Consider the following 21824-nt stretch of genomic DNA (forward strand, 5'->3'; position numbering starts at 1 on the left):
TGCACGAGTTCGCACGCTGCTGCGGCCGCTTCCTCTCCATCGACATCACCGCCAGCACGGTAACGGGCATGGACGACACCACCATCAACGCCCTGGCCAGCCGCCTCTGCGCCGGCACCGTCGTCGTCTCGCTCGACAAGACCTGCCTGGTCTCCCACGGCACCGACCGCCACGGCGACAGCGCCGACGTCTACCGCGCCGGCTCCTGCGGCCTCGGCGACGCCTTCAAAGGCACCCTCGCCGCCAAGCTCGTAGACGCCCCCTGCTTCCGCGATGCCCTGACCGCCGCCTGCCTGGCTTAGCTTTCTGTGGGAGCCGCTTCAGCGGCGATGCTCTCCGCCCACGAAACAACTACCGCCCCACCCTCACCTCGTAAACCGCCTTCCACCGCTTCCCGGTAACGAACAGGCGATCGTGCGCCGCGTCGTACGCGATCCCATTCAGAACATCGTTGGCAGGGTCGCCCACCGTCTGCGCCTCCACCAGCTTCGTCATATCGATCCACCCCACCACGTGCCCCGTCTTCGGATCGATCTGCGCAATCCGCGGCGTCTGCCACACGTTGGCGTAAATCTTCCCCTTCACCCACTCCAGCTCGTTGATCTGCTGCAACGGCACGCCATTCGCCGTCACGCTGATCGAACCGGTCTGCGCGAAGGTCTGCGGATCGAGGATGCGGATGACCGGCGTGCCGTCGCTCATGTAGATGTGGTCGGCATCGCGCGTCATCGCCCAGCCTTCGCCCGGATAGCGAATCTGGTCGATGAGCTTGAACGTGGCCTTGTCGTAGATGAAGCCGACGCCCTGCTGCCAGGAGAGCTGCAGGATGCGCTGGTTCGAAGCGATGATGCCTTCACCGAAATAGCCTGCTGGCGTGTCGCGGCGCTGGACCACTTCGCCGGTTTCCAGCTTCACCTTGCGCACGCCCGCCCCTTCGAATTCGCCGGTGCTTTCGTAGAAGAAGCCGTCTTCGTAGAAGAGGCCTTCGGTGAAGGCGGTGGGGTCGTGGGGATAGGTGTGGATGATGCGGTAGGGGTGGACGGGGATGTTGTCGGCTTGGGCGCAGGCAGCTGGGACCAGGGCGATGGTCAGGCAGGCCCACAAGGTTTTGCGGGCGATGGGGTGATTCATTGCGAAGGGTCCAGCGTTCGGTAGGCGGCAGTGTAAGCGCGGTTACACGATTGCACGCAACCCCTTGTCAGCGAGGATATTGAGCAGCTTGAGCGCGGGGCCGGTGGGACGTGTGTCGCCCTGTTCCCACTTACGTACGGTAGACGTGGATGTGTGCAGATGAAGTGCGAATATGGGCTGGCTGAAATTGAGCTTGTCGCGCAATCCCCTGATGTCATCGGCACTGAAAGCACGCACGGGCGGAGGACAGATGGCGTCAAACTCACGCATCGTCACCTTATCGACTATTCCAAGCCTGTGAAATGCAGCCATGTCACTCCGCACTGATTCGATGATCTTGCTCGCCACAATAAATCTCCATTAATTTGCCGTCTTCCACGGCCCGCGACACGTCCTCAGCGGATAGGCGTAGAAGAATCTTCCCTTCAAACTGCAGATGCCTACGCTCATCGTCCGAAATGTTTGCTACCGCATGCTTGGCGAAGCCGTGCAGAAACACGTGGCGGCGTCCGATGCTAGCTGCCAGCAGCGTGCGGTAACCACCACTCTTGCCAGTGCCCTGACGTGCCACTCTTTTCTTAAAAAGACAGCCGCCAAGCTCCGCATCAACAAGGCCGCCTTCCATCTCCTGCACCGCTTTGCACAACGCGGCATCAGGAAGACGTTCCCGTGCCTGCCATCGCGCAAAGTCCCTTCGCTTGAGGACCCTCATGTCCAGCCCGTCCTTGTGAGTATGCCCGTAGCGGGCATGTTTCTCCACTTTAGGTGCCGGCCCATTGAGCGGTAAGGCGGGTCAGCCGATAGCGCGTGACGGCGATTTACGCTTTCATGTGTAGGAATGCATCGGGTCGAATGCGGCGTAAAGCGAGCGAATCTTGGACGGACCCGTAGCGAGTCGCGAGCACCCTTCGCCGATGAATCGGCTCCTACCGATCCAGCGCCGAGCTGTTGCGGCGAGATGGGATTTGCGGAGGAGCCGCTGGGACATGAGCTGCGCAGCAGCTAGCCGCTTACGCATAAAAAAACCGCCGGCAAGAAGGCCGGCGGTTCGGTCACTCAAAGCGATCTATCAACCGTTCTTTTTCAACCAGGCGTCGACCGCCGGCAGGCGCTGCGTGCGCACCATGTTGCGGTAGCGGATGGTGGTCACCGCGGTCTCGGCATCACGACGCGAGGTCGGGGCGATGCTCTTCTCGGCGAAGGCCTGCAGCTTGTCGATCGTGGACAGTTCGAGCGAGCCGGAGGCGAGGCGCGGGTAGTAGCGCGAGGCAGAGGTCGAGTCGACGAAGCTGTCGACCTTGTCCTTGTGCGCCACGGCGAAGTCGAAGGCCAGTTCCGGATGGCGACGGGAGACACCCGAGATCAGTGCGGCGCTGTTGGTCTCGCCGGCTTCACCGGTCAGCGCGAGGTCGAGTGCACGCTTGGCCAGGGATTCGTCTTCGGTCTGCGCGAGCAAGCCGTACAGGCGGTCCTTCACCAGCGGGGACTTCTCCGCCTTGGCCGCCTCGTGCATCTTGTCCCAGGTGGCCACGTCAGCATGCTCGGCGACGACGCTGAGGATCACCTTGCGCAGTTCGGCCGGCATCGTGTCGGTCTCGTAGCGATGACGTGCCTCGGCAATGACTTTGGTATCGCCGAGGATGCCAAGCGTGGCGATGAGGGACGAGCGCAGGATCGCGACCGGTGCCTCTTCGCCTGCCTTCGCTTCCCAACCGACCTGAGCGAACTTCGGCGACAAACGCGCGATGGCGTACTTGCGCAGCACGGCCTGGCGCTTCGTGTCTCCGTGGTAATAGGCGTCGAGGGCGTTGAAGTCCCCCGCAATGCTGTCCCACAACTGCGGCGGCGCATCCAGCGGCGCGACCTTGATGAGGTCGAGCACATCCGACGCCGGCTCGAGGCCCGCCATGCCCAGCGACCACACGTCAGCGAAAACACCGAGCTGATCGATCGGCTCGAGCTTGGCAAAGTTGCCGGTCAACGCCTTCACCTGCGCCGGCTGATACAGCGTGCGGAAGTAACCGGTCTGGCCGGCGTTGACGACGACAGGAGCGCAACCGGCCACGGTGATCGTGCCCGAACCGTTCTCGAGCAGGGTGGTCGTCGCCGCGCCGCCAATCGTCTTCGCAATCACCGGCACGTGCCAGGCAATCGCCTGCTTGTCGGGGCGGTCGCGAGTGAACTCACCCTGCGCCAGCTTCAGCGTGGTCGAACCATTCGTGCACGTCGCCGATTCCACGCGCACCAGCGGAATGCCCGGCTGAAGCGTGAAGTCGTGCGCGATGGTGCTCACCGGCTTGCCAGCCGCCTTATCGATTTCCTTCCAGAGATCGTTCGACACGGTGTTCGAATAGGCGTGCGCCTTGATGTAGGCCTGCACGCCCTTCTGCCATGCATCCGGACCCACATAGGCCTCGAGCATACGGATGACGGACTCGCCCTTTTCGTAGGTGATCTCATCGAACGCCTGGCTGGCCTGCTCCACCGTGTCGATCTTCTGCACCACCGGATGCGTGGTCGCGACGGCGTCGCGGGACATCGCGCCCTCGCGCGTGGCGATCGCGTAGAGGTTCGTGTGCCATTCCGGATGCAGGCGCTCGGTGGTGCGCGACGCCAGCCACGAGGCGAAGCCTTCGTTGAGCCAGAGKTCGTCCCACCAGCGCATGGTCACGAGGTCACCGAACCACTGGTGCGCCATTTCGTGCGCGGCGGTGTTGAAGACTTCCTGCTTATCGGCCTGCGTTGAAATCGACGGATCGAGCAGCAGCGCGTATTCGAAGGTGTAGATGGCGCCCCAGTTTTCCATCGCCGCGAAGAACTGGCTCTGGCCCGGCGACGCGATGTTGTCCAGCTTCGGCAACGGATACGGCACGCCGAAATACGCGTTGTATTCCTTCATCACGTCCTTGCCCGTGTCCAGCGTGAACTGGGCCTGCGAGGTCAGTCCCTTCTGGGTGATCACGCCGATCTCGACGCCATCGGACATCGTGGTGGCGCGGTCGAACTCACCCACGCCGAAGAAAAGCAGGTAGGTCGACATCTTCGGCGTCTGCGCGAAGGTCACCTTCTTCAGGCCGTTGCCGAGATCCTTGCTCGACGCGACGGGCATGTTGTTCACCGCCATATCGGCGGCGGGCACGGTCGCATCGACGGTGAAGGTAGCCTTGTACGCCGGCTCGTCCCACGAGGGGATAAAGCGGCGCGCGTCGGAATTCTCGAACTGCGTGTAGAGCGCGCGCTTCTTGCCGTCGCTCTTGGTGTCATAGTCGATGGCGAACAGGCCGTTGGCCTGCGTGCCGATCTTGCCCGTGTAATCCATCGCCAGGCGATAGCTACCGGCCGGAATCGCGTGGTCGAAGGTGAACGTCACCGTCTGCGCGGCGGCGTCGATGGCCACCTTCGGTGCAGCGAACTTCACCTTGCCCTTGACCGGCGTGAGCGTGACGTTGGCGAACGTCATGTCTTCTGCGTTGAGCGTGATGGACGAGGTCGAATCCAGCACGTCCACGGCGATCGCGACCTTGCCTTCGAACGCCAGCTTGTCGGCATGCGGTACGACGGAGACGTCGTAATGCGTCGGACGGACGCCGCGCGGAAGCTGGGTGGTGGCGAGCTGATCGCTGGTGTCGGCGGCCGGGGCGGCAAACGCCGCGGTGGTCAGGCCGGCGAGCGCGAAGGCAATCGCGGAGACGAGAGGTGTACGCATGATGGAGATCCCAGGGGGTGCGTCGCCCTGCCGGCAGCTCCGGCGGAGTCGATTACCCTGATGCTGGGGCACCGGTGGAGGCCGGAGAAGCGCCGGAAGTCATGGTCGCAGGATCTTGCGGGTACTGCTCTGGCTGCGCCGCTACCAGAACTTCCACCAGGCGGGCTTCTCCAGCCGGCGCATGGCCTTCAGGTGGCCGCGCTTGGCCGCCTTGCGGTACCAGGCGCGGGCAATGGCAGCGTTGCGCGGCACGCCTTCGCCGCGCTCGTGAAGCAGGCCGAGCTCGAACTGGGCGTCGGCATGTCCGCCGCCAGCGGCGGACCGGTACAGACGCACCACCTCCTCGAGGTTACGCGGCACGCCGCGCCCATGATCGATCATCTGTGCCAGGGCGTACTGAGCCGGCACGTGACCGCGATCGGCGGCCAGGGCCAGCCATCGAACAGCCTCCGGTTCGTTGCGAGCGACACCGTCGCCCGAGGCCAGGCGCTGGCCGAGGAGGAACTGGGCAGGGGCATCCTGCGGGCCGATCTGGCTGATGCGTTCCGTCCCGGCGGGAGTCTCCGCGGCCTCGGCGTCCAGCTCGGTCATTCGCTGCTTCGCTTCACTGTCGCCCTGGGCGGCCGCGCGACCCAGCCACAACCGGGCCTGCTCGCGATCGCCGGGAAGATCGCTGGCTTCCAGGTACATCTTGCCGAGGGTGAACTGGGCGATGCTGTTACCCAGCTCAGCCGCGCGGCGGAAGTGATGCGCACCCATGGCGGCATCGCGGGTCACGCCGATGCCGTCGACATACATGTGGCCGAGGCTGCACAACGCGTCGCTGAAACCCCGTGCTTCGGGGTGCCCGCGCTCCACCGCCTTGCTGTAGAAGGCGAAGGCAAGCTCGGCATCGCGTGGCACGCCGCGACCGAAATAATGGGATACGCCGAGATTCACGCACGCCTGGACGTGACCCTGGTCGGCGGCCAGACCCCACCAGTGCAGCGCTTGAGCACGGTCCGCATTGACGCCGTTGCCGCGGGCATAGAGCGTGCCGAGTGCGCACTGCGCGTCGGGAAAACCGGCCTCCGCCGCACGGCGGAACCAACCGGCAGCCTCGAAGGGATCCCGCGGTACGCCCATGCCCTCGGCATAGTGCGAGGCGAGGCGGCACTGGCTTTCCAGGTGGCCCTGTTCCGCCGCGCGGCGAAACCAGTGCACGGACCGCGAGCGGTCCTGGGTGATGTGTTCACCTTCGAAATACATGGTGGCCACGCGGAATTGTGCCTGCACGTCGCCGAGCTGGGCGTCCCGTTCGAGGGAGCCGAACCGCTGCAGTGCATCCATTTCCGCGGCGAACCGACGGTCGCCCAGCAGCGTGCCTGTCTTCGCTTCCGACATCCCGTTCCCCTGAACCGCCTGCCGATCGTGCGCGCATCATAGGGGGATAAGCGGCCGGAAGATATCGGCTTTTTGGGCAGGTTATTTTCCCTCTGGCGATGAAACTGATCACGCGTTCCGACGGTTTTTCCCGGGGCCCCCAGGGCGGACCATAAGCCCCTGCCCAACGGAGAACCCCATGAAAGCCATCGTCTACACCCAGCACGGCCTGCCCCTCGACGACGCCAACGCCCTGGTCGAGATCGACTTGCCGAAGCCGAAGCCCGGTCCGCGCGACCTGCTCGTCGCCGTCCGCGCCGTGTCCGTAAACCCCGTCGATACCAAGCTCCGGGCCGGCGTGCCGGTGACCGAGCCGCGCATCCTGGGCTTCGACGCCGTCGGTACGGTTGCCGAGGTGGGCAGCGAGGTCAGCCTCTTCAGGAAGGGCGACGAGGTGTTCTACGCCGGCTCCATCGTCCGGCCCGGCAGCAACGCCGAGTTCCAGCTGGTCGACGAGCGCATCGTCGGACACAAGCCGGCCAGCCTCGACGATGCCCATGCGGCCGCCCTCCCACTCACCGCCATCACGGCGTGGGAACTGCTGTTCGACCGGCTGCGCGTGCCCGAAGGCGGCGGCGAAGGCGAGACCCTGCTGATCATCGGCGCCGGTGGTGGCGTCGGCTCCATCCTGGTCCAGCTGGCCCGCAAGCTCACACGCCTCAACGTCATCGGCACGGCCTCGCGCGAAGAGACCTCACGCTGGGTGCGCGACCTCGGTGCGCATCACGTGATCGACCATAGCAAGCCGCTCGCTGCTCAGCTCGCCGCACTCGGCGTCACCCACGTCGACCACGTGGCGGGTCTCACGCACACCGCCGACTACTACGAGCAGATCGTCGACATCCTCAAGCCGCAGGGCCAGTTCGGGATCATCGACGACCCCGCCACGCTCGATGCCATGAAGCTCAAGAAGAAGGCGATTTCACTGCACTGGGAGTCGATGTTCACCCGTTCCATGTTCGAAACGCCGGACATGATTCGCCAGCACGAACTGCTCGCTCGCGTCGCGGCATTGATTGACGACGGCACGCTGCGTACCACGCTCGGCGAGAACGTCGGCAAGATCGACGCTACCAATCTGCGTCGCGCCTATCAGCTCGTCCAGAGCCACAAGGCCCGGGGCAAGCTGGTCCTTGCCGGCTGGTAGTCCCGCGATTTGGCGGCCCTTCTGGCGTTGCTGCCTAGTCGAACATAGCGTGGACACTGGCCAGCAAGCCTTCGATCTCGAAGGGCTTGGTGATCATGTCCATGCGGGTGCCGAGAAAGCGCGAGCGCTGCAGGGCGTTCTCGGCATAGCCGGTCATGAACAGCACCGGCAAGGTCGGACGCCAGGCACGCGCCACTTCAGCCAGGTCCCGGCCGTTCATGCCGGGCATGCCGACGTCGGTCAGCAACAGGTCGAGACCCTCATCGCCACGCAGCACGCGCAGGGCGTGGTCGATGTCGCCCGTGGCAATGCATTCATAGCCGGCACGGACCAGGATTTCCTCGGCCATCATGCGTAAGGAGTCCGTGTCCTCGACGATCAGGATGCGCTCGCCGTTGCCGCCGCTGATTGGGGCCGTGCGCTGCATGAGGGGAACCACTTCGCCCTGGCCGACCGGCAACAGCAGGGACACGGCGGTGCCCTCACCCACCGTGCTGACGATGCGCGCGTGGCCGCCCGACTGCCGGGCAAAGCCGTAGATCATCGACAGGCCCAGGCCCGTGCCCTGACCGAGCGGTTTGGTGGTGAAGAACGGCTCGAACACCTTCTCGAGAATCTCCGGCGCGATGCCCCCGCCGTTATCGACCACCGTAAGGACCACGTACTCGCCGTCGGCGAGCTGGGCATCACGTTCAATCCGCACCTGCGCCGTGGTGACCCGGATCTCGCCCTGGCCATCCATCGCGTCACGCGCGTTGATGACCAGGTTGATCACCGCATTTTCCAGCTGGTTCGCGTCGACGCTGGCGATGGCGGGCGACGCACCGAGTTCGAGCGCCAGCGAGATGTGCTCGCCGATCGTCCGGCGCAGCATGTCTTCGAGCGAACGCACACGGTCGTTGACGTCGGTGGCCTGGGCATCCAGCGGCTGTTGGCGCGCGAAGGCAAGCAGGCGGTGGGTAAGTGCCGAAGCACGTCGCGCCGAGCCGAGCGCGGCGTCGGCGAAACGCTGCACGCCCTGAGTCTTGCCCGCTTCCACCGAGCGATTGATCAGGTCGATACCGGTAATGATGCTGGTAAGCAGGTTGTTGAAGTCGTGCGCGATACCACCGGTGAGCTTGCCCAGCGCGTCCATCTTCTGCGCCTGCAACAGCTGAGACTCGCTGCGCTCGCGCTCGGCGATCTCGATCGCCAGCTGCGTGGTCGCCGTGTCGATCTGTTCCAGCTGCGATCGCTCGCGCAGGCGTTGTTCGGTGACATCGTCGATGAAGACCAGCCCTGCGTCGTCGCGGTAGGGCGTGACCCGCCACTCCGTCTCGCGCACGCCCAGCGCACTGTGCATGGACAGATCACCGCGCCAGCGCTGCCGTGTCGCGAGGGTCTGCCGCATCTCGCCGAGCAGCTCGTCCTGGCCGGCGATGAAGCAGCCATCCAGTGAATCGTCGCAGCCCGCGTCGCCGGCCAGCCGACGAAACGCGTCGTTGGCCTCGATGACCTTGAGATGGCCGTCGACCACGCCGATGGGTGCGGCAATATTGATGAATATCTCGCGGAAGCGCGCTTCGGACTCGCGCAGCGCGTCTTCGGTTTCACGCACGCGCAACAGGGTGCGGATGGTCGCCAGCAACACGTCCGGATCGACCGGGTGGATCAGGTACGCATCCGCGCCGTTGTCGAGGCCCGTGATCATGTCACCGGTTTCGATCGAGGCGGCCGACACATGGATCACCGGAAGGAGCTGCGTCTCCGGCGAATCGCGCAGTTTTCGCACGATGTCGAAGCCGGTCATGTCCGGCAGGTTCACGTCGAGGATGAGGCCGGCGAAGTCATTCGCGGCGATCATGTCGAGTCCTTCCGATCCGGTACCCGCCTCCAGCACGGTATAGCCGTGACGCTCCACGGTGCGACGCATGGCATAACGCGTGGCCGCGTTATCGTCGACGATAAGCAGTCGGTTATTCGGCGGCATCGAGGGCATCTTCGGCCACCTTCAACGGCAGCACGACATGGAACACGGAGCCCACGCCCGCCTTGCTCTCCAGGCCAACTTCGCCACCCAGCAGGTGTGCGAACTGCCGGCATAGCGACAGACCGAGGCCCGTGCCGCGCAGGCGTTTCTGCAGCGGCGAGTCGACCTGGGCAAAATCCTCGAACAGCACGCCCTGCAATTCTTCGGGAATGCCTATGCCGGTATCACTCACGGCAAAGCGTACGTGGTCGGGGCCTTCCATGCCGGCGGAGACACGCACTTCGCCACGCGGCGTGAACTTCAGTGCGTTGGAAATGAAGTTGCGCAGGATCTGGGAAAGTTTCTTGTCATCGGTATACAGGCGCGGCATGCCCTCCGGCGCTTCGAAGATCAGGTCTGCTTCGGTGCCATCCACGATCGGACGAAACATGCCGCGTAGCGCGGTGAACAGATCCATCAACTCGAACCAGGCCGGCGAAATGGTGATCCGACCGGCCTCGATCTTGGCCAGGTCGAGCAGGTCGTCGACCATGTCGCTGAGGTCGCGCGCGGCGCCGCTGACGAAGGCCAGCTGCTTGTGCTGTTCCGTGGTCAGTGGGCCGTCCAGTTCGTCATCGAGCAGCCGCGTGATGCTCAGGATGGAACCCAGCGGCGTGCGGAACTCGTGACTCATATAGGAGAGGAACCGGCTCTTCAGTTCCGAGGCCTGTCGAAGCTGCTCGGCCTGGTTGTCCAGCTCCGCGTACAGCGCGAGTACGCCCTGGTTCGTTTCGTCCAGTTCCGCGCGCAAGGCGTCGTTCTGGGCGCGAAGGCTGTCGATGTCGTCGGGGCCACTCATACGGAAGTCTCCAGGCGGATCGCAAGCACGGCCGAATCATCGCGGCCACGCGAGAAGTCCCGATGCAGCAAGGCGGTCACCACGGCTGGGTGACGGGTCACCAGGCCAGGATAGTCACGCAGGTTCCAGCGCGACTGCAGCCCGTCGCTGTGCAGGATAAGCAAACGGCCCTGCACCGGCGAGAAGTCGAACGGCTGCCGGGGTCGCGCCCGTGTGCCGACAATACCCGGATGCGACGCAAGGCCGCGCGTGCCCTCCAGGTCGTGCAGGCTACCGGCGATATTACCCAGACCGGTGAAGCGAAGCGTATCGGTCCTGCGGTCGTAGCGAGCTACCGCCACGGCGCCGCCGCGCGTGCCATGCATCGCGGCATCCATCGCGGCAAGCGCCGTGACCGGTTCGCTGCGCGCCTCGGTGAGCCAGGCGTCCGTGCCCGCTCGTGCGGCGGCATGCGCCAACGGCCCGTGCCCAAGCCCGTCGACGACCATCGCCGAGATGGCCCCGTCACCCAGGCTCATCGCCCAGCCGTCGCCACTCACGGCCTCGGTATGCAGTGGATGGTGGCTCGCCCCGAAGCGCACATCGGCGCGGGAGAAGCCCTTCGGGTACAGGCGTGCCAACAGGACCGAACCCCGCTGGTCGGCATACATGTCGAGCACGTCGGCTACGCGCTTGACCGCGCCCAGCCCTTCTCCTCGTGTTCCGCCCGTCGAAAAGCCGTCCCGCAGGCAGTCGGCAAGGTTGAATCCGGGGCCGCGATCCACGGCGATGAGTTCCACGCCACACGTTCCCACGCCGGGAACGACGGCGACATGAATCTCGCCGGTTCGCGCGTGCTTGAATATGTTGGTAGCCAGCTCGGTGGCCACGAGTGCCACGCGGGCCGCGTCCGTCTCGTCGAAACCCGCCCGCGTGGCTTCACTCACTGCCACCCGGCGCGCATGCCCGATCTGGCTGCTGTCTTCTACGCGGAGCACCACCGTGGGTTCTCCGGCAAAGGTCACGTCCATTTGCAGATCATGACCCGGGTACCTTGCCCAGGCGCACTTTCCACGGAAAAGTCGTCTACCAGGCGCTTCGCGCCGGTAAGGCCGAGGCCGAGGCCGCCGCCCGAGGTCCAGCCATCGGTCATTGCCAGCTTCATGTCCGCAATACCCGGGCCCTGGTCGCGAAAGGTCAACCGCAGTCCCTTGCGACGCTCTTCTTCGAGGATTTCCCAATCCATGTCGCCACCGCGGCCGTAGACCACGGTGTTGCGCGCCAGTTCGCTGGCCGCGGTCACCAGCTTGGTCTGGTCGACCAGACGCAGGCCCGCTTCCACCGCGAGCTTGCGCGCGGTCTGTCTTGCCAGCACCACGTCCTGTTCGATGCGAACCGCCTGAGTGCCGCTTCTGAGAACGTTCATTCCGACTGCACGCGTTCACGCAGGAGGCTCATGCCGCGCTCCACGTTCAGAGCGGTGATCACGCCAGGAAGCGTCAGGCCGAGTTCGACAAGCGTGATCGCGACGGCTGGCTGCATGCCGACCACCACGGTCTGTGCATCCATGATTCGCGACAGGCCGGAAATGGTGCCGATCATGCGACCGATAAACGAGTCGACCATGTCCAGCGCGGAGATGTCGATGAGCACACCGCGCGCCGACGTCTTGCTGATCCGGTCGGAGAGGTCGTCCTGCAGCGTCATGGCGAGTTCGTCGTGCATGTCCACCTGGATGGTGACCAGCAGGAAGTCGCCCATGCGCAAGATGGGGATGCGTTCCATCAGGTCGCCTTGGTGACGGTAAGACCTGCGCGCTTCAACGCGAGCGCCAGCGCATCGGCGAGGTTTGCCTTGGTCACGATGCCCTGCAGGTCCAGACCCAGGTGCACGATGGTCTGCGCGATCTGCGGACGCACGCCGCTGATGATGGCGTCGGCACCCATGAGGCGGATGGCCGTCACCGTCTTGAGCAGGTGCTGTGCGACGAGGGTATCGACCGTGGGCACGCCGGTGATGTCGATGATGGCGATTTCCGCGCCGGTTTCCACGATGCGCTGAAGCAGCGACTCCATGACGACCTGGGTGCGCTGCGAATCCAGCGTGCCGATCATCGGCAGCGCCAGCACGCCGTCCCACAGCTTCACCACGGGCGTCGAAAGCTCGAGAAGTTCTTCCTGCTGGCGGGCAATGACTTCCTCGCGCGACTTCTGGAAGGCGCGGACGGTGTACATGCCCAGCGCGTCGAGGAGTTCGGTCACTGCCCAGAGCTGACCGCCGAGCTCGGCCGGGTTGCTTGCGTACTGTGTGTGGACGAGTTCGAACAGCGGGCGTTTCAGCGAGAAGATGAAGTTGGCCGTGGTGTGCGAGTCGAAACCCTGCAGCGCGCGGCTGCGCGAGAGACCGTCGAGGAATGCGCGAACGTCCGACCATTCGCTGGCGGCGATGTTGGCGCTGTCGCCGTTGTTGGTGCCGGCCAGCAGCAGGCGCAGGAAATCACGCGTCTGTGTCTCGAATTCGGCGTGGTTGATGCGGGAATCGCGCGAGGCACCGCTCGCGTCGAGGTTGGCTTGCCAGCTGGCCAGCAGCTGGCTCTCGTTCTTGCGGGTGGCGTCGATCGTCTGCTGGCTGAGTGCTGTCATGGTCATCCCCTTAAAGCACGTATGATGCGGCCCAGCCGTTAGCAAGGGAATAGCACACGGCATACCGGGTCCGTTGACGCCGGGTTCACACCGAACCCGTTATTTGCGTCGCCGATAACATCATCGATTACCTCGTGAAGTGCCCTTCCATGACCCAAGATAAACCGCTCTTCGTTCTCCTTGTCGAGGATGATCCCGCCATCCGCGAGATCTCCGCGATGATCCTCGAGGACGCGGGCATGACCGTGCACACCGCCTCGAGCGGCGATGAAGCGGAACGCTGGCTCGAAACCGGCAAGGCCGACGTACTGTTCACCGACGTGCGCATGCCGGGAGGGATTTCCGGGCAGGAGCTCGCCACACGTCACGCCGACATGAACGTGCTGGTGACGTCGGGCGAGGCCAAGGAGCAGCATGCGTGGCTGCAGGCGAGCATGGGTTACCTGGCCAAGCCGTATGACCGGAAGGCGTTGTTGGCCGCGCTTCGGGACGTGGCTGCCTGAGGATTGTCGCGGGGCGATGGGTACTTGCGGCAGCCCTACTTCGCGCCCACCGCAACCTTGACCCCGCGAACCTCATCCAACCCAGCCTTGGCCTTGGCGTCGTCAGGCTTCAGTTTCAGGCAGGCCTGGTAGGCTTTCATTGCGTCGTCGTAACGCTTCAGCTGCAGCAGATCGAATCCCTGCCCGGTATGCGCCCGGCACAGGAAATCGTTCTTCTCGGCGTCCTGCCAGGTATCCATGAGATCGATGTTCCGGATCGCCGCACGATAGAGCTTGTACGAGTCGTCGTAGCGACCCTGGCGCTGGTTCACGAACGCCAGCTCGCCCAGGAACTGCGAATCCTTCGGCGATAACTGCAGCGCCTTGTTCAATTCGACATCGGCTTCCGGAAAGCGGCCGAGGTCGCCATAGGCATACCCGCGCGCCCAATACGCCATCGCCCAGGCCGGGCCGATGTTGAGTACGCGCTTGCCGGTTGCCGGGTGTTTCTTGTCACCGGTCGCGAGGGCCGCATAGTCCAGGGTCAGCGCCGGTCCGCGAGCGGAATAGATCTGGTCGGGGCTGTTCGCGTATTGCTTCTCCAGCCGGGTCACGACATCCGCCAGGGGGCCGTCGATCGCCGCCTGCGGCTTCCCGGCCTTGATCATGCTGATGCCGTCGCCCACTTCCTTGTCGTCGGAATTCAACTTGACCGGCTTCTCCGACTGCGGCGTCTCCCTCGGAGGCAGCGCTGCCGCACACGCGGCAAGCGACACCACCACACACGCAACCGCGGCGCGCTTCCAGACCGTGAACATCGCAGGCACCCTCATTTTCGATGAGGCAAAGCTTGGGAAACGCACCTGTCGGCAGGCTTTCAGCAAGAAATCACGGCTCATCCGCGATCGATGATGCGGTTGATCTTGCCGCTGTGGAAACCGAATTCCGAGGTGCCCTGCATCTCGATGATGCTGCCGGCACCCGGACCATCGGGGATGTCCTCGGCGATCTCACCGTGGAATTCGATCGTCGCGATAACGACGGTGCCTTCCTCGTGCATCTTCAACAGCTTCTGATGGCGCGAGGCGAACAACGCCGCGCCCACGCGGGCCAGCTTTTCCAACTCGGCCTTGCCGTTGGTCGCCACACTCAGTTCGTCGCCGGTGTGGTGCTCGAAGCGCACGTCGTCCGTGACCAGGGCCAGCATGCGATCGATGTCGAAGTGGTTGTACGCGTCGATATAGGCATCGATGAGAGCGTGGCGTGCGGCGTCGATCATGGTCGCGGATTCCTGGGTGGTGTCGAAACGTGGCGTTCGCGGAAAAAGTCGATGAACACGCGCAGCTTGCGCGGCACGTGCACACGGCTGGGATAGTACAGATGGAAAGCGCTGAACGTCGGCCAGAAGGCTTCCAGCACGGGCAGCAGCCGGCCGCTGTCGAGGTCGGTCCGGACCAGCTCCTCGAAGTGGCAACCGATGCCGACGCCCTGCCGGGCTCCCTCGATCAGCAGGTCGGCATCGTTACTGATCATCGACGGCGTGGCCTCGACCTCGATGAGGCGGCCGTCCTGCTCGAAATCCCAGCGCATCAGGCTGCGCTCCTGGTCCAGGCGAATGCACGCGCAACGATGGGCAAGCAGGTCGGCCGGCGTGCGCGGCACGCCGTGACGGGCCAGATAGGCCGCCGAGGCGAAGCTCGCCAGCCGGTGCGGCCCGCCGATGGGCACGGCGACCACATCGTTAGCCAGGCTTTCGCCCAGGCGAAAGCCTGCGTCGAAGCTGCCCGCGATGAGGTCCTTGAAGCGGTTGTCGCAGTGCAGCTCCACGACCACGTCCGGATAGGTGTCCATGAACTGGCCAAGGTGAGGCATGACCACGAGGTCCGCCACCACGCGCGACAGGTTGATGCGCAACACGCCGGCGGGCGCCTCACGCGACTCGTCCACGGCATCCACGGCCCGGGCAATGGCGGTCAGGCCGGTCTGCGCCTCGGTCAGGAACCGGCGCCCGATCTCGGTCACGCCGACCCGTCGGGTGGTGCGGTCGAGCAGGCGCACACCCAGACGGCCCTCCAGCGTGCGGACGGTCTGTGAGAGGGCCGAGGGCGACACACCCAGTTCCCGGGCCGCGCGCGTAAAGCTCTCGTGGTGAGCGACACGGGCAAAGGCGGAAATCGCGGGCAGCAGCTCGGGCGGCATCGCAGCGTCCATTATGAAGCAGTGCTTCAAAGCCTATCACCTGATAGCCCGTTTATCCAGGGGCAATCGCGCGACTATCGTTGGCGGCATACCTCCACGGAGTACGCCCCATGAGCAAGCGCCTCAACGACTACATCACCCTCGGCCGCTCCGGCCTGCGCGTCAGCCCCGTCTCGCTGGGCACGATGACCTTCGGCGAGGAATGGGGCTGGGGTGCCGGCGAAACCGAGTCCCGCACCATGCTCGACACCTACATGGAACGCGGCGGCAATTTCATCGACACCGCCAACTTCTATACCGGCGGCACATCGGAAACCCTGCTTGGCAAGTTCCTCGCCGGCCGCCGCGACCACGCGGTGATCGCGACCAAGTACTCGCTGACGACCGACCCCACCAACGCCAATGCCTCCGGCAACCATCGCCGCAACATGGTTCGGGCGGTCGAAGACAGCCTGCGCCGCCTCGACACCGACTACATCGACCTCTACTACCTGCACGTGTGGGATGGCCTGGTGCCGGTCGACGAAATCATGCGCGCGTTCGACGACCTCGTCCRCAGCGGCAAGATCGTCTACGCCGGCATCTCCGATACCCCGGCGTGGCAGATCGCCCGCATGCAGACACTGGCCGACCTCCGCGGCTGGGCGCCGCTGGTCGCGCTGCAGATCGAGCACAGCCTCATCGAGCGCACGGTGGAGCACGACCTCCTGCCGATGGCACAGGAACTCGGCCTCGGCGTGCTGGCGTGGTCGCCGCTGGGCAGCGGCGTGCTGTCGGGCAAGTACTCGCGGGCGGACGTCGAAAAGCATAAGGGTGGCGACATGTTCAACGGTGGTCGTGCCGCTGTTGCCGCCGGCATGGGTTCGCTGAGCGAACACAACCTCGACATCGTCGATGCACTGAAAGCTGTCGCGGAAGACGTGGGGCATACCCCGGCGCAGACCGCCATCGCCTGGCTGCTCGCGAAGCAAGCCCCGACGATCATCCCGATCCTCGGCGCACGCACCGCCGCACAGTTCGAAGAAAACCTCGCCGCCCTGGAAGTCACCTTCACCGACGAACAGATCCGCAAACTCGACGAAGCCAGCGCCATCAGCCCGATCTTCCCGCACTCGTTCCTGCCGCGCGTACACGACACCGTCCGGGGCGGCGCCAACGTCACCCGCGTATAGGTGCGTTCTTCTGTAGGAGCCGATTCATCGGCGAACGGGTGCTCGCGGTAACGTTGCCCGCTGCCGCGGGATCGCCGATAAATCGGCTCCTACCGAGCAAGGGGATGCGCGTCCGGGGTGTCCACGGCATACGTCCGCGGACACACCCATGGTTGGCGAGATCCGGCCTTGCCAACGACTCTCCCTTGGCCCGCCGCTTGCAACACCGCCCCCGACCACAAGGAGCGGCTATGGCAGGCATATCGAAGCGGGTGTGGGTTTTTCTGATCGCAACAGGCGGCATGACAGCACTCGCCCACGCGAACGAACCACCCCCGGTGCATTACGACATCGGCCTCGACGTGAAAGAAAACACCGTCGGAGGCATCACCGTCCGGGCTAGCGTGCGCACCGGCGACGATGGCACCGTCGACTTCGATCCACCGAAGCAACCTCCGGCCGAGGTGCATGCTGAGAGCGGCCAACTCGACACCTCAGTGGCCGGCCGCTGGCGGGTAACAGCCACACCCGGCACGGACATCGTGCTTGCGTGGCGAACCCCGACGCCCGAGCCCATCTCCGCTCCCGACTGGGTGGCCTGGGAAAAGGTCATGCGCCCTAACGGCGCGGTGTTCTCGTATGGCGCGATCTTCCTTGCCATTCCGAGAGGTCCCGCGACGCGGGAGGCAACCGCAACGATCGCATTGCCCTCTGGTTGGCGTGCCTCCACGGCCCTGGCAAACGACACGCTGACCACAGGAGACCTTGCGTATACGTCCATCCTGGCTTCGCGTGACCTCTACTCGACCACGCGTCCGATCGGAACGACCACATTGCGCATCAGTTCCATCGGCACTCGCCAGCAAGAAACTGACGCGATCGCCACGCAGATGGCCTCCTTGTTGAGTGCATTGCGCAGCAGTGCAAACCTCCATGGCACCCACAGCGACAACGGCTCCACGCAACTGACGGTGAACCTGACGACTTTCAATGCAGGCGGAGGCCAGGGCAGCAGCGCCGGCGGGTCATCAGCAACGGTGTTTCTTTCTCACGAGGATCCTGCGCGAGGCTGGCTGTTCGAGGTACTGCGCAGTCTGGCGGCGGCGAATGACCCTGCGGCAGACACGTCCAACGCGTGGTTTACCCAGGGCTTCAACGCCTATCGCGTGGCCAGTGTGCTTCGTGCAGAGGGCATGCTCGACGACGTCACGTTCGCCCAGCACGTAGATCGAACGCTCGGCGCGTACGGTGGATCGCCCCTCCGGCGCGTGTCGAACGCGCGGGTAGTCGAGGACTACGACCGTATTCGCGAGATGCAAAGCCTGCCCGCCGCGCGTGGCGAGCTCTTCGCCTGGCTGGTCGATGCGCGAATGAAAGGGGCGACCCAGGGCCGAAAGGACCTGGCGGATGCGCTCCGCAGGATGGACGCCGAACCGGCCACGATGAGCGCCACCCGGGACCCGGGTCCAACCTTGATCGCTGCCGTCGCCGCCGAAGGTGGCGGCGACATCGCGCCGCTCTACCAGCGCTACATCGTCGATGGCGAGCTGCTGCAGCTGCCACGTGATGCGCTCGGCCCCTGCTTCAGCATCGGTACCGTCGCCTACGACTACGGCTGGCAGCAACAGCATGTTTTCGCCAAACCACCAAGCCAGTGCAACACCGCCGCCATGTAGGAGCCGATTCATCGGCGAACGGGTGCTTGCATCGAACTGGCCCGCTGCCGCGGGATCGCCGACGAATCAGCTCCTACCGGGCGAGCGACGCGGTCGCTAGCCTTGCCGGATGACGGCCACCCCCGTATGTTCCGTTCTTCCGTCCCGATCGAGCTGCCGCCGATGTCGCACCCGCAGGAATCGCCACCCGAACAGCACCTCAGGCGTAGCCTGTCGAACCGACACCTGCAGCTGATTGCCATCGGCGGCGCCATCGGTACCGGCCTGTTCATGGGCTCGGGCAAGACGATCAGCCTGGCTGGACCGTCCATCCTTTTCGTTTACCTGATCATCGGCGTGATGCTGTTCTTCGTCATGCGCGCCATGGGCGAGCTGCTGCTCTCCAACCTGGACTACAAGTCGTTCATCGACTTCTCCACCGACCTGCTCGGTCCCTGGGCCGGGTTCTTCTGCGGGTGGACGTACTGGTTCTGCTGGATCATCACCGCCATCGCGGACGTGATCGCCATCTCCTCGTACGCGCAATTCTGGTTTCCCGGCCTTGCGCCATGGATACCCGCCCTGCTCTGCGTGATCCTGCTGCTGGTGCTCAACCTCACCACGGTCRAGCTCTTCGGCGAGCTGGAGTTCTGGTTCGCGCTGATCAAGATCATCGCCATCTGCGCGCTCATCGTCTGCGGCTTCGGCATGGTGGCCTGGAGCTTCCATTCGCCGAACGGCCACGTGGCCTCCCTGAGCAACCTGTGGAATGACGGCGGCATGTTCCCGACCGGCCTCGGCGGATTCTTCGCCGGCTTCCAGATTGCCGTGTTCGCCTTCGTCGGCATCGAGCTGGTCGGCACCACGGCCGCCGAAACGGCCGATCCGGAGCGCAACCTGCCCAAGGCGATCAACTCGATCCCCGTGCGCATCATCCTGTTCTACGTTCTGGCCCTGGTCGTCATCATGTCGGTGACCCCGTGGCGCGAGGTCCTGCCGGGCAAGAGCCCGTTCGTCGAGCTGTTCGTGCTGGCCGGCATTCCGGCGGCGGCGAGCCTGATCAACTTCGTGGTGCTCACCTCGGCCACCTCGTCCGCGAACAGCGGCATCTTCTCCACCAGCCGCATGCTGTACGGCCTCGCCGAAGAAGACCACGCGCCGTCCGCGTTCAAGCGCCTGTCGAAGGCGGCGGTACCCTCGCGCGGCCTGCTGTTCTCGTGCATCTGCCTGCTCGGCGGCGCCACGCTGGTGTACGTCATTCCCGACCTCGTCACCGCGTTCACGCTGGTAACGACGCTGGCCGCCATCCTCTTCATGTTCGTCTGGTCGCTCATCCTCGCCGCGTACATCGCGTATCGGCGCAAGCGTCCCGAACTGCATGCGGTGTCGAGCTACAAGATGCCCGGCGGCGTGTTCATGTGCTGGGTCTGTCTGGTTTTCTTCGCCTTCGTGCTGGTACTGCTGGCATTGGAAGACGATACGCGCAAGGCACTCATCGCGAGCCCGGTATGGTTTGCCATCCTGGGAATCGGCTACGCGTTGCGCCGCCGTCGCGCGTAACGTGATCGGCGCGTGCGGCCTGATTTTGTAGGAGCCGATTCATCGGCGATCCCGCGGCAGTGCGAGAGCGAACCATCAGGGCGCGGAGAGGACAGCTCCCTGCGCCAGCGCCGCGGTGATGAAGGCATCGGGCTGGTCCGGCGACAGGACCAGCTTGCTCCCGCCGGCCAGCACCACGACCACGCCGTTATCGCGATTGCGCGCATAGCTGCGCACGAAGCCAATCCGGCGTGAATAGAACAGTCCGTCGAAGGCGAAGAAGCCGCCGTTCCCGAACACGCGCGTCATGCCCTGGAACGCGAGGGCGTCGCGGCTTACCGACGCGCCGCGCAGCTCGAACGACTTGCAACCCAGCACCTTCTGCACGACCAGCCGGCCGTTGGAAATCTCGTACTCGCGCGTGGAAACCAGGTAGGTCCCACCGAGAATCAGCACGAGCACGCCGCCCAGGTACGGGCCGGCCGATTGCCCCGCATCGCGCCCGAACAGGATGACCAGGGCGACGACAAGAATCGCCACCGTCGTCAGTCCCAGCCAACGGACGTGAGGCGACATGCTTGTGGAAAACGTCGACATACCAAACATCCCGGTCAATGCGTCACAGGCGGCGGTGCCGGCACGGGTGCCGACAACAGCAGGCTACCGCGCACCACGTTCACGTAGGCGGAAGCGACCGCCTCGAGCTCGCCGTTCTTCAACCGCCACGCCGAAACCATCCAGTCGTCGTTGGCGCGCCAGCCAACATGGCCGTGGCCGATATAGCCGAGCAGTGTCTCGCCGCGGAAGGTGAACGGAAACATCGTTGCTTCGCTGTCGTAGCCGGTCATCGAACCCACGGCGAGACCGTCGCTACCGAAGTCCGGAAGCGTCGGTGCGTCTCCCTTCGAGGCGATGCCGCCCGGCGCCTTTGCACGCGCGACCGCGGCGTCATAGGCCGCTTTCTCAGTACCCTTCAGTGCACGATCCAGCGTACCGCCCTGCGGATTGCGGTCGTACTTCGCTACATAAGTCATGGCCGCCGTACCAAACTCGTCGCACGGCGACTGCTTCGGTGCACACGCCGAGCTATCGAGCTTCAATGCGTGGTCGAAACGCAGGATCAGATCCTCTGCCGATCCGAAGCCTTTGCCCGCCCAGCGACTGGCTTCGATGGACTGCTGGTTGGGATCGCCGATATCGACGTTCATCGCGGCATAGTCGTCGCCCAGCTTCGCGACGAGGTGGTCCGTCATGCAATCGTCCCCCCAGACCGGTGGCCCGTCGATGGCGAACGCTTTCTTCCCATCGATGCGGTACGGCGCCTCGGTGAGGCAATGCGCGGTGCCACCCATCGTGTACACGGAGCTGAAGGGCGCGCCGGCGAGGACGCGGTTGGTGAGGTTCTCTTCGAGCTCGGTGATGGCCTTCTTCAGCGCGTTGTCCGCCTGATAAGGGAAGGCGGATACGTCCTTCATTTCCACCTCTTCAGCCAGCGCGATCGGGGCGCCCTGCGTCTTCAGGTCATTGAGGATGTCACGGGAGCCTGATGGCAGCTTCGGCAGCGCATCCGAAACGACCGTGAGCGGCGCCTTTGGCTTGCCGGCGTCAAGCCCCGCCAGGAAGTCGATGCGCTGCTTGTACTGCCCGGCCAGGAAGTCTGGCAGCTGCTTGCCGAGGTCGCCGCTGAGGTACGTCCACGCCGAGTCGTCGCGACTGGCCAGCCAGTGACGTTGGTCCAGCTTGAGGGCATCCGCCTTGTCGGGGTGATTCTTCAGTGCCGTGAGGAAGGCATCGGCCAGCTTGCCGTCCAGCGCCGAGAGTTTCGGCGAGGCGCAGACGGCCTTCTCGCTGGGCGTGCGCGCCTTGGCGCAGTCGAAGCCGGCGGCATGGGCTACCAGCGGCGCGACAAGGAGCCATGCGACGCTGGCAACTCGTAACTTCTTGAACACAGGCGATCCTTCGTC

At 64.7% G+C, this 21824-nt stretch carries 22 protein-coding genes; 6 read left to right on the forward strand and 16 right to left on the reverse strand.

Annotated features, from left to right (window positions below):
* On the forward strand, positions 1 to 302 hold a 302-nt coding region (locus AC1DSN_RS05960), incomplete at its 5' end, for a hypothetical protein (RefSeq protein WP_477329933.1).
* A gap of 49 nt (positions 303 to 351) precedes the next feature.
* On the opposite strand, the gene AC1DSN_RS05965 is transcribed toward AC1DSN_RS05960, so the two are convergent.
* The 5 genes from AC1DSN_RS05965 to AC1DSN_RS05985 all read right to left on the reverse strand — a co-directional run bounded on the left by AC1DSN_RS05965 (position 352) and on the right by AC1DSN_RS05985 (position 6220).
* The gene (locus tag AC1DSN_RS05965; RefSeq protein WP_477294046.1) at positions 352 to 1131 is read right to left on the reverse strand and encodes a glutaminyl-peptide cyclotransferase; all 780 of its coding nucleotides are present in this window, start codon (positions 1129 to 1131) and stop codon (positions 352 to 354) included.
* Positions 1132 to 1173: 42 nt separating this feature from the next.
* Complete coding sequence (locus tag AC1DSN_RS05970; RefSeq protein ID WP_231873837.1) at positions 1174 to 1401, reverse strand: helix-turn-helix domain-containing protein; 228 nt, start codon at positions 1399 to 1401, stop codon at positions 1174 to 1176.
* 43 nt (positions 1402 to 1444) lie between these two features.
* Complete coding sequence (locus AC1DSN_RS05975; protein WP_477294048.1) at positions 1445 to 1843, reverse strand: type II toxin-antitoxin system RelE/ParE family toxin; 399 nt, start codon at positions 1841 to 1843, stop codon at positions 1445 to 1447.
* Positions 1844 to 2200: 357 nt separating this feature from the next.
* Positions 2201 to 4837, reverse strand: coding sequence for a M1 family metallopeptidase (locus AC1DSN_RS05980; protein ID WP_477329935.1), 2637 nt, complete (start codon positions 4835 to 4837; stop codon positions 2201 to 2203).
* A 141-nt stretch (positions 4838 to 4978) separates the two neighbouring features.
* Positions 4979 to 6220 carry a tetratricopeptide repeat protein gene (locus AC1DSN_RS05985; RefSeq protein ID WP_063570632.1) on the reverse strand — a complete coding sequence of 414 codons (1242 nt, stop codon included), beginning with the start codon at positions 6218 to 6220 and terminating at the stop codon, positions 4979 to 4981.
* 178 nt (positions 6221 to 6398) lie between these two features.
* On the opposite strand from AC1DSN_RS05985, the gene AC1DSN_RS05990 reads away from it, so the two are divergent.
* Positions 6399 to 7406 (forward strand): zinc-binding alcohol dehydrogenase family protein, encoded by a 1008-nt coding sequence (locus AC1DSN_RS05990; protein WP_477294054.1) that lies wholly within the window; start codon positions 6399 to 6401, stop codon positions 7404 to 7406.
* A gap of 34 nt (positions 7407 to 7440) precedes the next feature.
* Here AC1DSN_RS05990 and AC1DSN_RS05995 read toward each other — a convergent pair whose 3' ends face one another.
* From AC1DSN_RS05995 to AC1DSN_RS06020, 6 genes are read right to left on the reverse strand one after another with little or no spacing between them, the layout of a single operon-like run.
* Entirely contained in the window at positions 7441 to 9375 is a 1935-nt protein-coding gene (locus AC1DSN_RS05995; protein ID WP_477294056.1) for a response regulator, read from the reverse strand.
* Positions 9362 to 10213 carry a sensor histidine kinase gene (locus tag AC1DSN_RS06000; protein ID WP_213949534.1) on the reverse strand — a complete coding sequence of 284 codons (852 nt, stop codon included), beginning with the start codon at positions 10211 to 10213 and terminating at the stop codon, positions 9362 to 9364. Before AC1DSN_RS06000 ends, AC1DSN_RS05995 begins: the two co-directional genes overlap by 14 nt.
* The gene (locus tag AC1DSN_RS06005; protein ID WP_477294059.1) at positions 10210 to 11223 is read right to left on the reverse strand and encodes an ATP-binding protein; all 1014 of its coding nucleotides are present in this window, start codon (positions 11221 to 11223) and stop codon (positions 10210 to 10212) included. The genes AC1DSN_RS06000 and AC1DSN_RS06005 overlap by 4 nt, the downstream gene beginning before the upstream one ends.
* Positions 11214 to 11618: an anti-sigma regulatory factor gene (locus AC1DSN_RS06010; RefSeq protein ID WP_213949532.1), complete on the reverse strand. Its 405-nt coding sequence runs from the start codon at positions 11616 to 11618 to the stop codon at positions 11214 to 11216. The genes AC1DSN_RS06005 and AC1DSN_RS06010 overlap by 10 nt, the downstream gene beginning before the upstream one ends.
* Complete coding sequence (locus tag AC1DSN_RS06015) at positions 11615 to 11977, reverse strand: STAS domain-containing protein (protein ID WP_063573796.1); 363 nt, start codon at positions 11975 to 11977, stop codon at positions 11615 to 11617. The genes AC1DSN_RS06010 and AC1DSN_RS06015 overlap by 4 nt, the downstream gene beginning before the upstream one ends.
* Complete coding sequence (locus tag AC1DSN_RS06020; protein ID WP_477294062.1) at positions 11977 to 12834, reverse strand: STAS domain-containing protein; 858 nt, start codon at positions 12832 to 12834, stop codon at positions 11977 to 11979. The genes AC1DSN_RS06015 and AC1DSN_RS06020 overlap by 1 nt, the downstream gene beginning before the upstream one ends.
* A gap of 149 nt (positions 12835 to 12983) precedes the next feature.
* On the opposite strand from AC1DSN_RS06020, the gene AC1DSN_RS06025 reads away from it, so the two are divergent.
* Entirely contained in the window at positions 12984 to 13337 is a 354-nt protein-coding gene (locus AC1DSN_RS06025) for a response regulator (protein ID WP_213949531.1), read from the forward strand.
* Between the two features lie 35 nt (positions 13338 to 13372).
* Here the strand turns inward: AC1DSN_RS06025 and AC1DSN_RS06030 are convergent, their stop codons facing one another.
* The 3 genes from AC1DSN_RS06030 to AC1DSN_RS06040 all read right to left on the reverse strand — a co-directional run bounded on the left by AC1DSN_RS06030 (position 13373) and on the right by AC1DSN_RS06040 (position 15515).
* The gene (locus tag AC1DSN_RS06030; RefSeq protein ID WP_477294064.1) at positions 13373 to 14134 is read right to left on the reverse strand and encodes a tetratricopeptide repeat protein; all 762 of its coding nucleotides are present in this window, start codon (positions 14132 to 14134) and stop codon (positions 13373 to 13375) included.
* Positions 14135 to 14211: 77 nt separating this feature from the next.
* On the reverse strand, positions 14212 to 14595 hold the full coding sequence (locus tag AC1DSN_RS06035) for a nuclear transport factor 2 family protein (protein WP_477294065.1): 384 nt from the start codon (positions 14593 to 14595) through the stop codon (positions 14212 to 14214).
* Positions 14592 to 15515, reverse strand: coding sequence for a LysR family transcriptional regulator (locus AC1DSN_RS06040; protein WP_477329937.1), 924 nt, complete (start codon positions 15513 to 15515; stop codon positions 14592 to 14594). The genes AC1DSN_RS06035 and AC1DSN_RS06040 overlap by 4 nt, the downstream gene beginning before the upstream one ends.
* 110 nt (positions 15516 to 15625) lie before the next feature.
* Between AC1DSN_RS06040 and AC1DSN_RS06045 the strand changes: the two genes are divergently transcribed.
* From AC1DSN_RS06045 to cycA, 3 genes are all read left to right on the forward strand, one after another.
* On the forward strand, positions 15626 to 16687 hold the full coding sequence (locus tag AC1DSN_RS06045) for an aldo/keto reductase (protein ID WP_477329939.1): 1062 nt from the start codon (positions 15626 to 15628) through the stop codon (positions 16685 to 16687).
* Positions 16688 to 16917: 230 nt separating this feature from the next.
* Complete coding sequence (locus tag AC1DSN_RS06050; RefSeq protein ID WP_477329941.1) at positions 16918 to 18342, forward strand: hypothetical protein; 1425 nt, start codon at positions 16918 to 16920, stop codon at positions 18340 to 18342.
* A gap of 162 nt (positions 18343 to 18504) precedes the next feature.
* Positions 18505 to 19881 carry a D-serine/D-alanine/glycine transporter gene (gene cycA, locus AC1DSN_RS06055; RefSeq protein ID WP_477329945.1) on the forward strand — a complete coding sequence of 459 codons (1377 nt, stop codon included), beginning with the start codon at positions 18505 to 18507 and terminating at the stop codon, positions 19879 to 19881.
* 75 nt (positions 19882 to 19956) lie between these two features.
* Here the strand turns inward: cycA and AC1DSN_RS06060 are convergent, their stop codons facing one another.
* Both AC1DSN_RS06060 and AC1DSN_RS06065 read right to left on the reverse strand, forming a co-directional pair.
* Positions 19957 to 20457, reverse strand: a complete 501-nt coding sequence (locus AC1DSN_RS06060; protein WP_477295201.1) for a PH domain-containing protein — start codon at positions 20455 to 20457, stop codon at positions 19957 to 19959.
* Positions 20458 to 20471: 14 nt separating this feature from the next.
* Positions 20472 to 21824, reverse strand: a 1353-nt coding sequence (locus AC1DSN_RS06065; RefSeq protein WP_477329943.1) for a lysozyme inhibitor LprI family protein, incomplete at its 5' end; no start/stop codon positions are given.

The sequence above is a fragment of the Luteibacter sp. P4_D7_3 genome, from assembly GCF_056401735.1.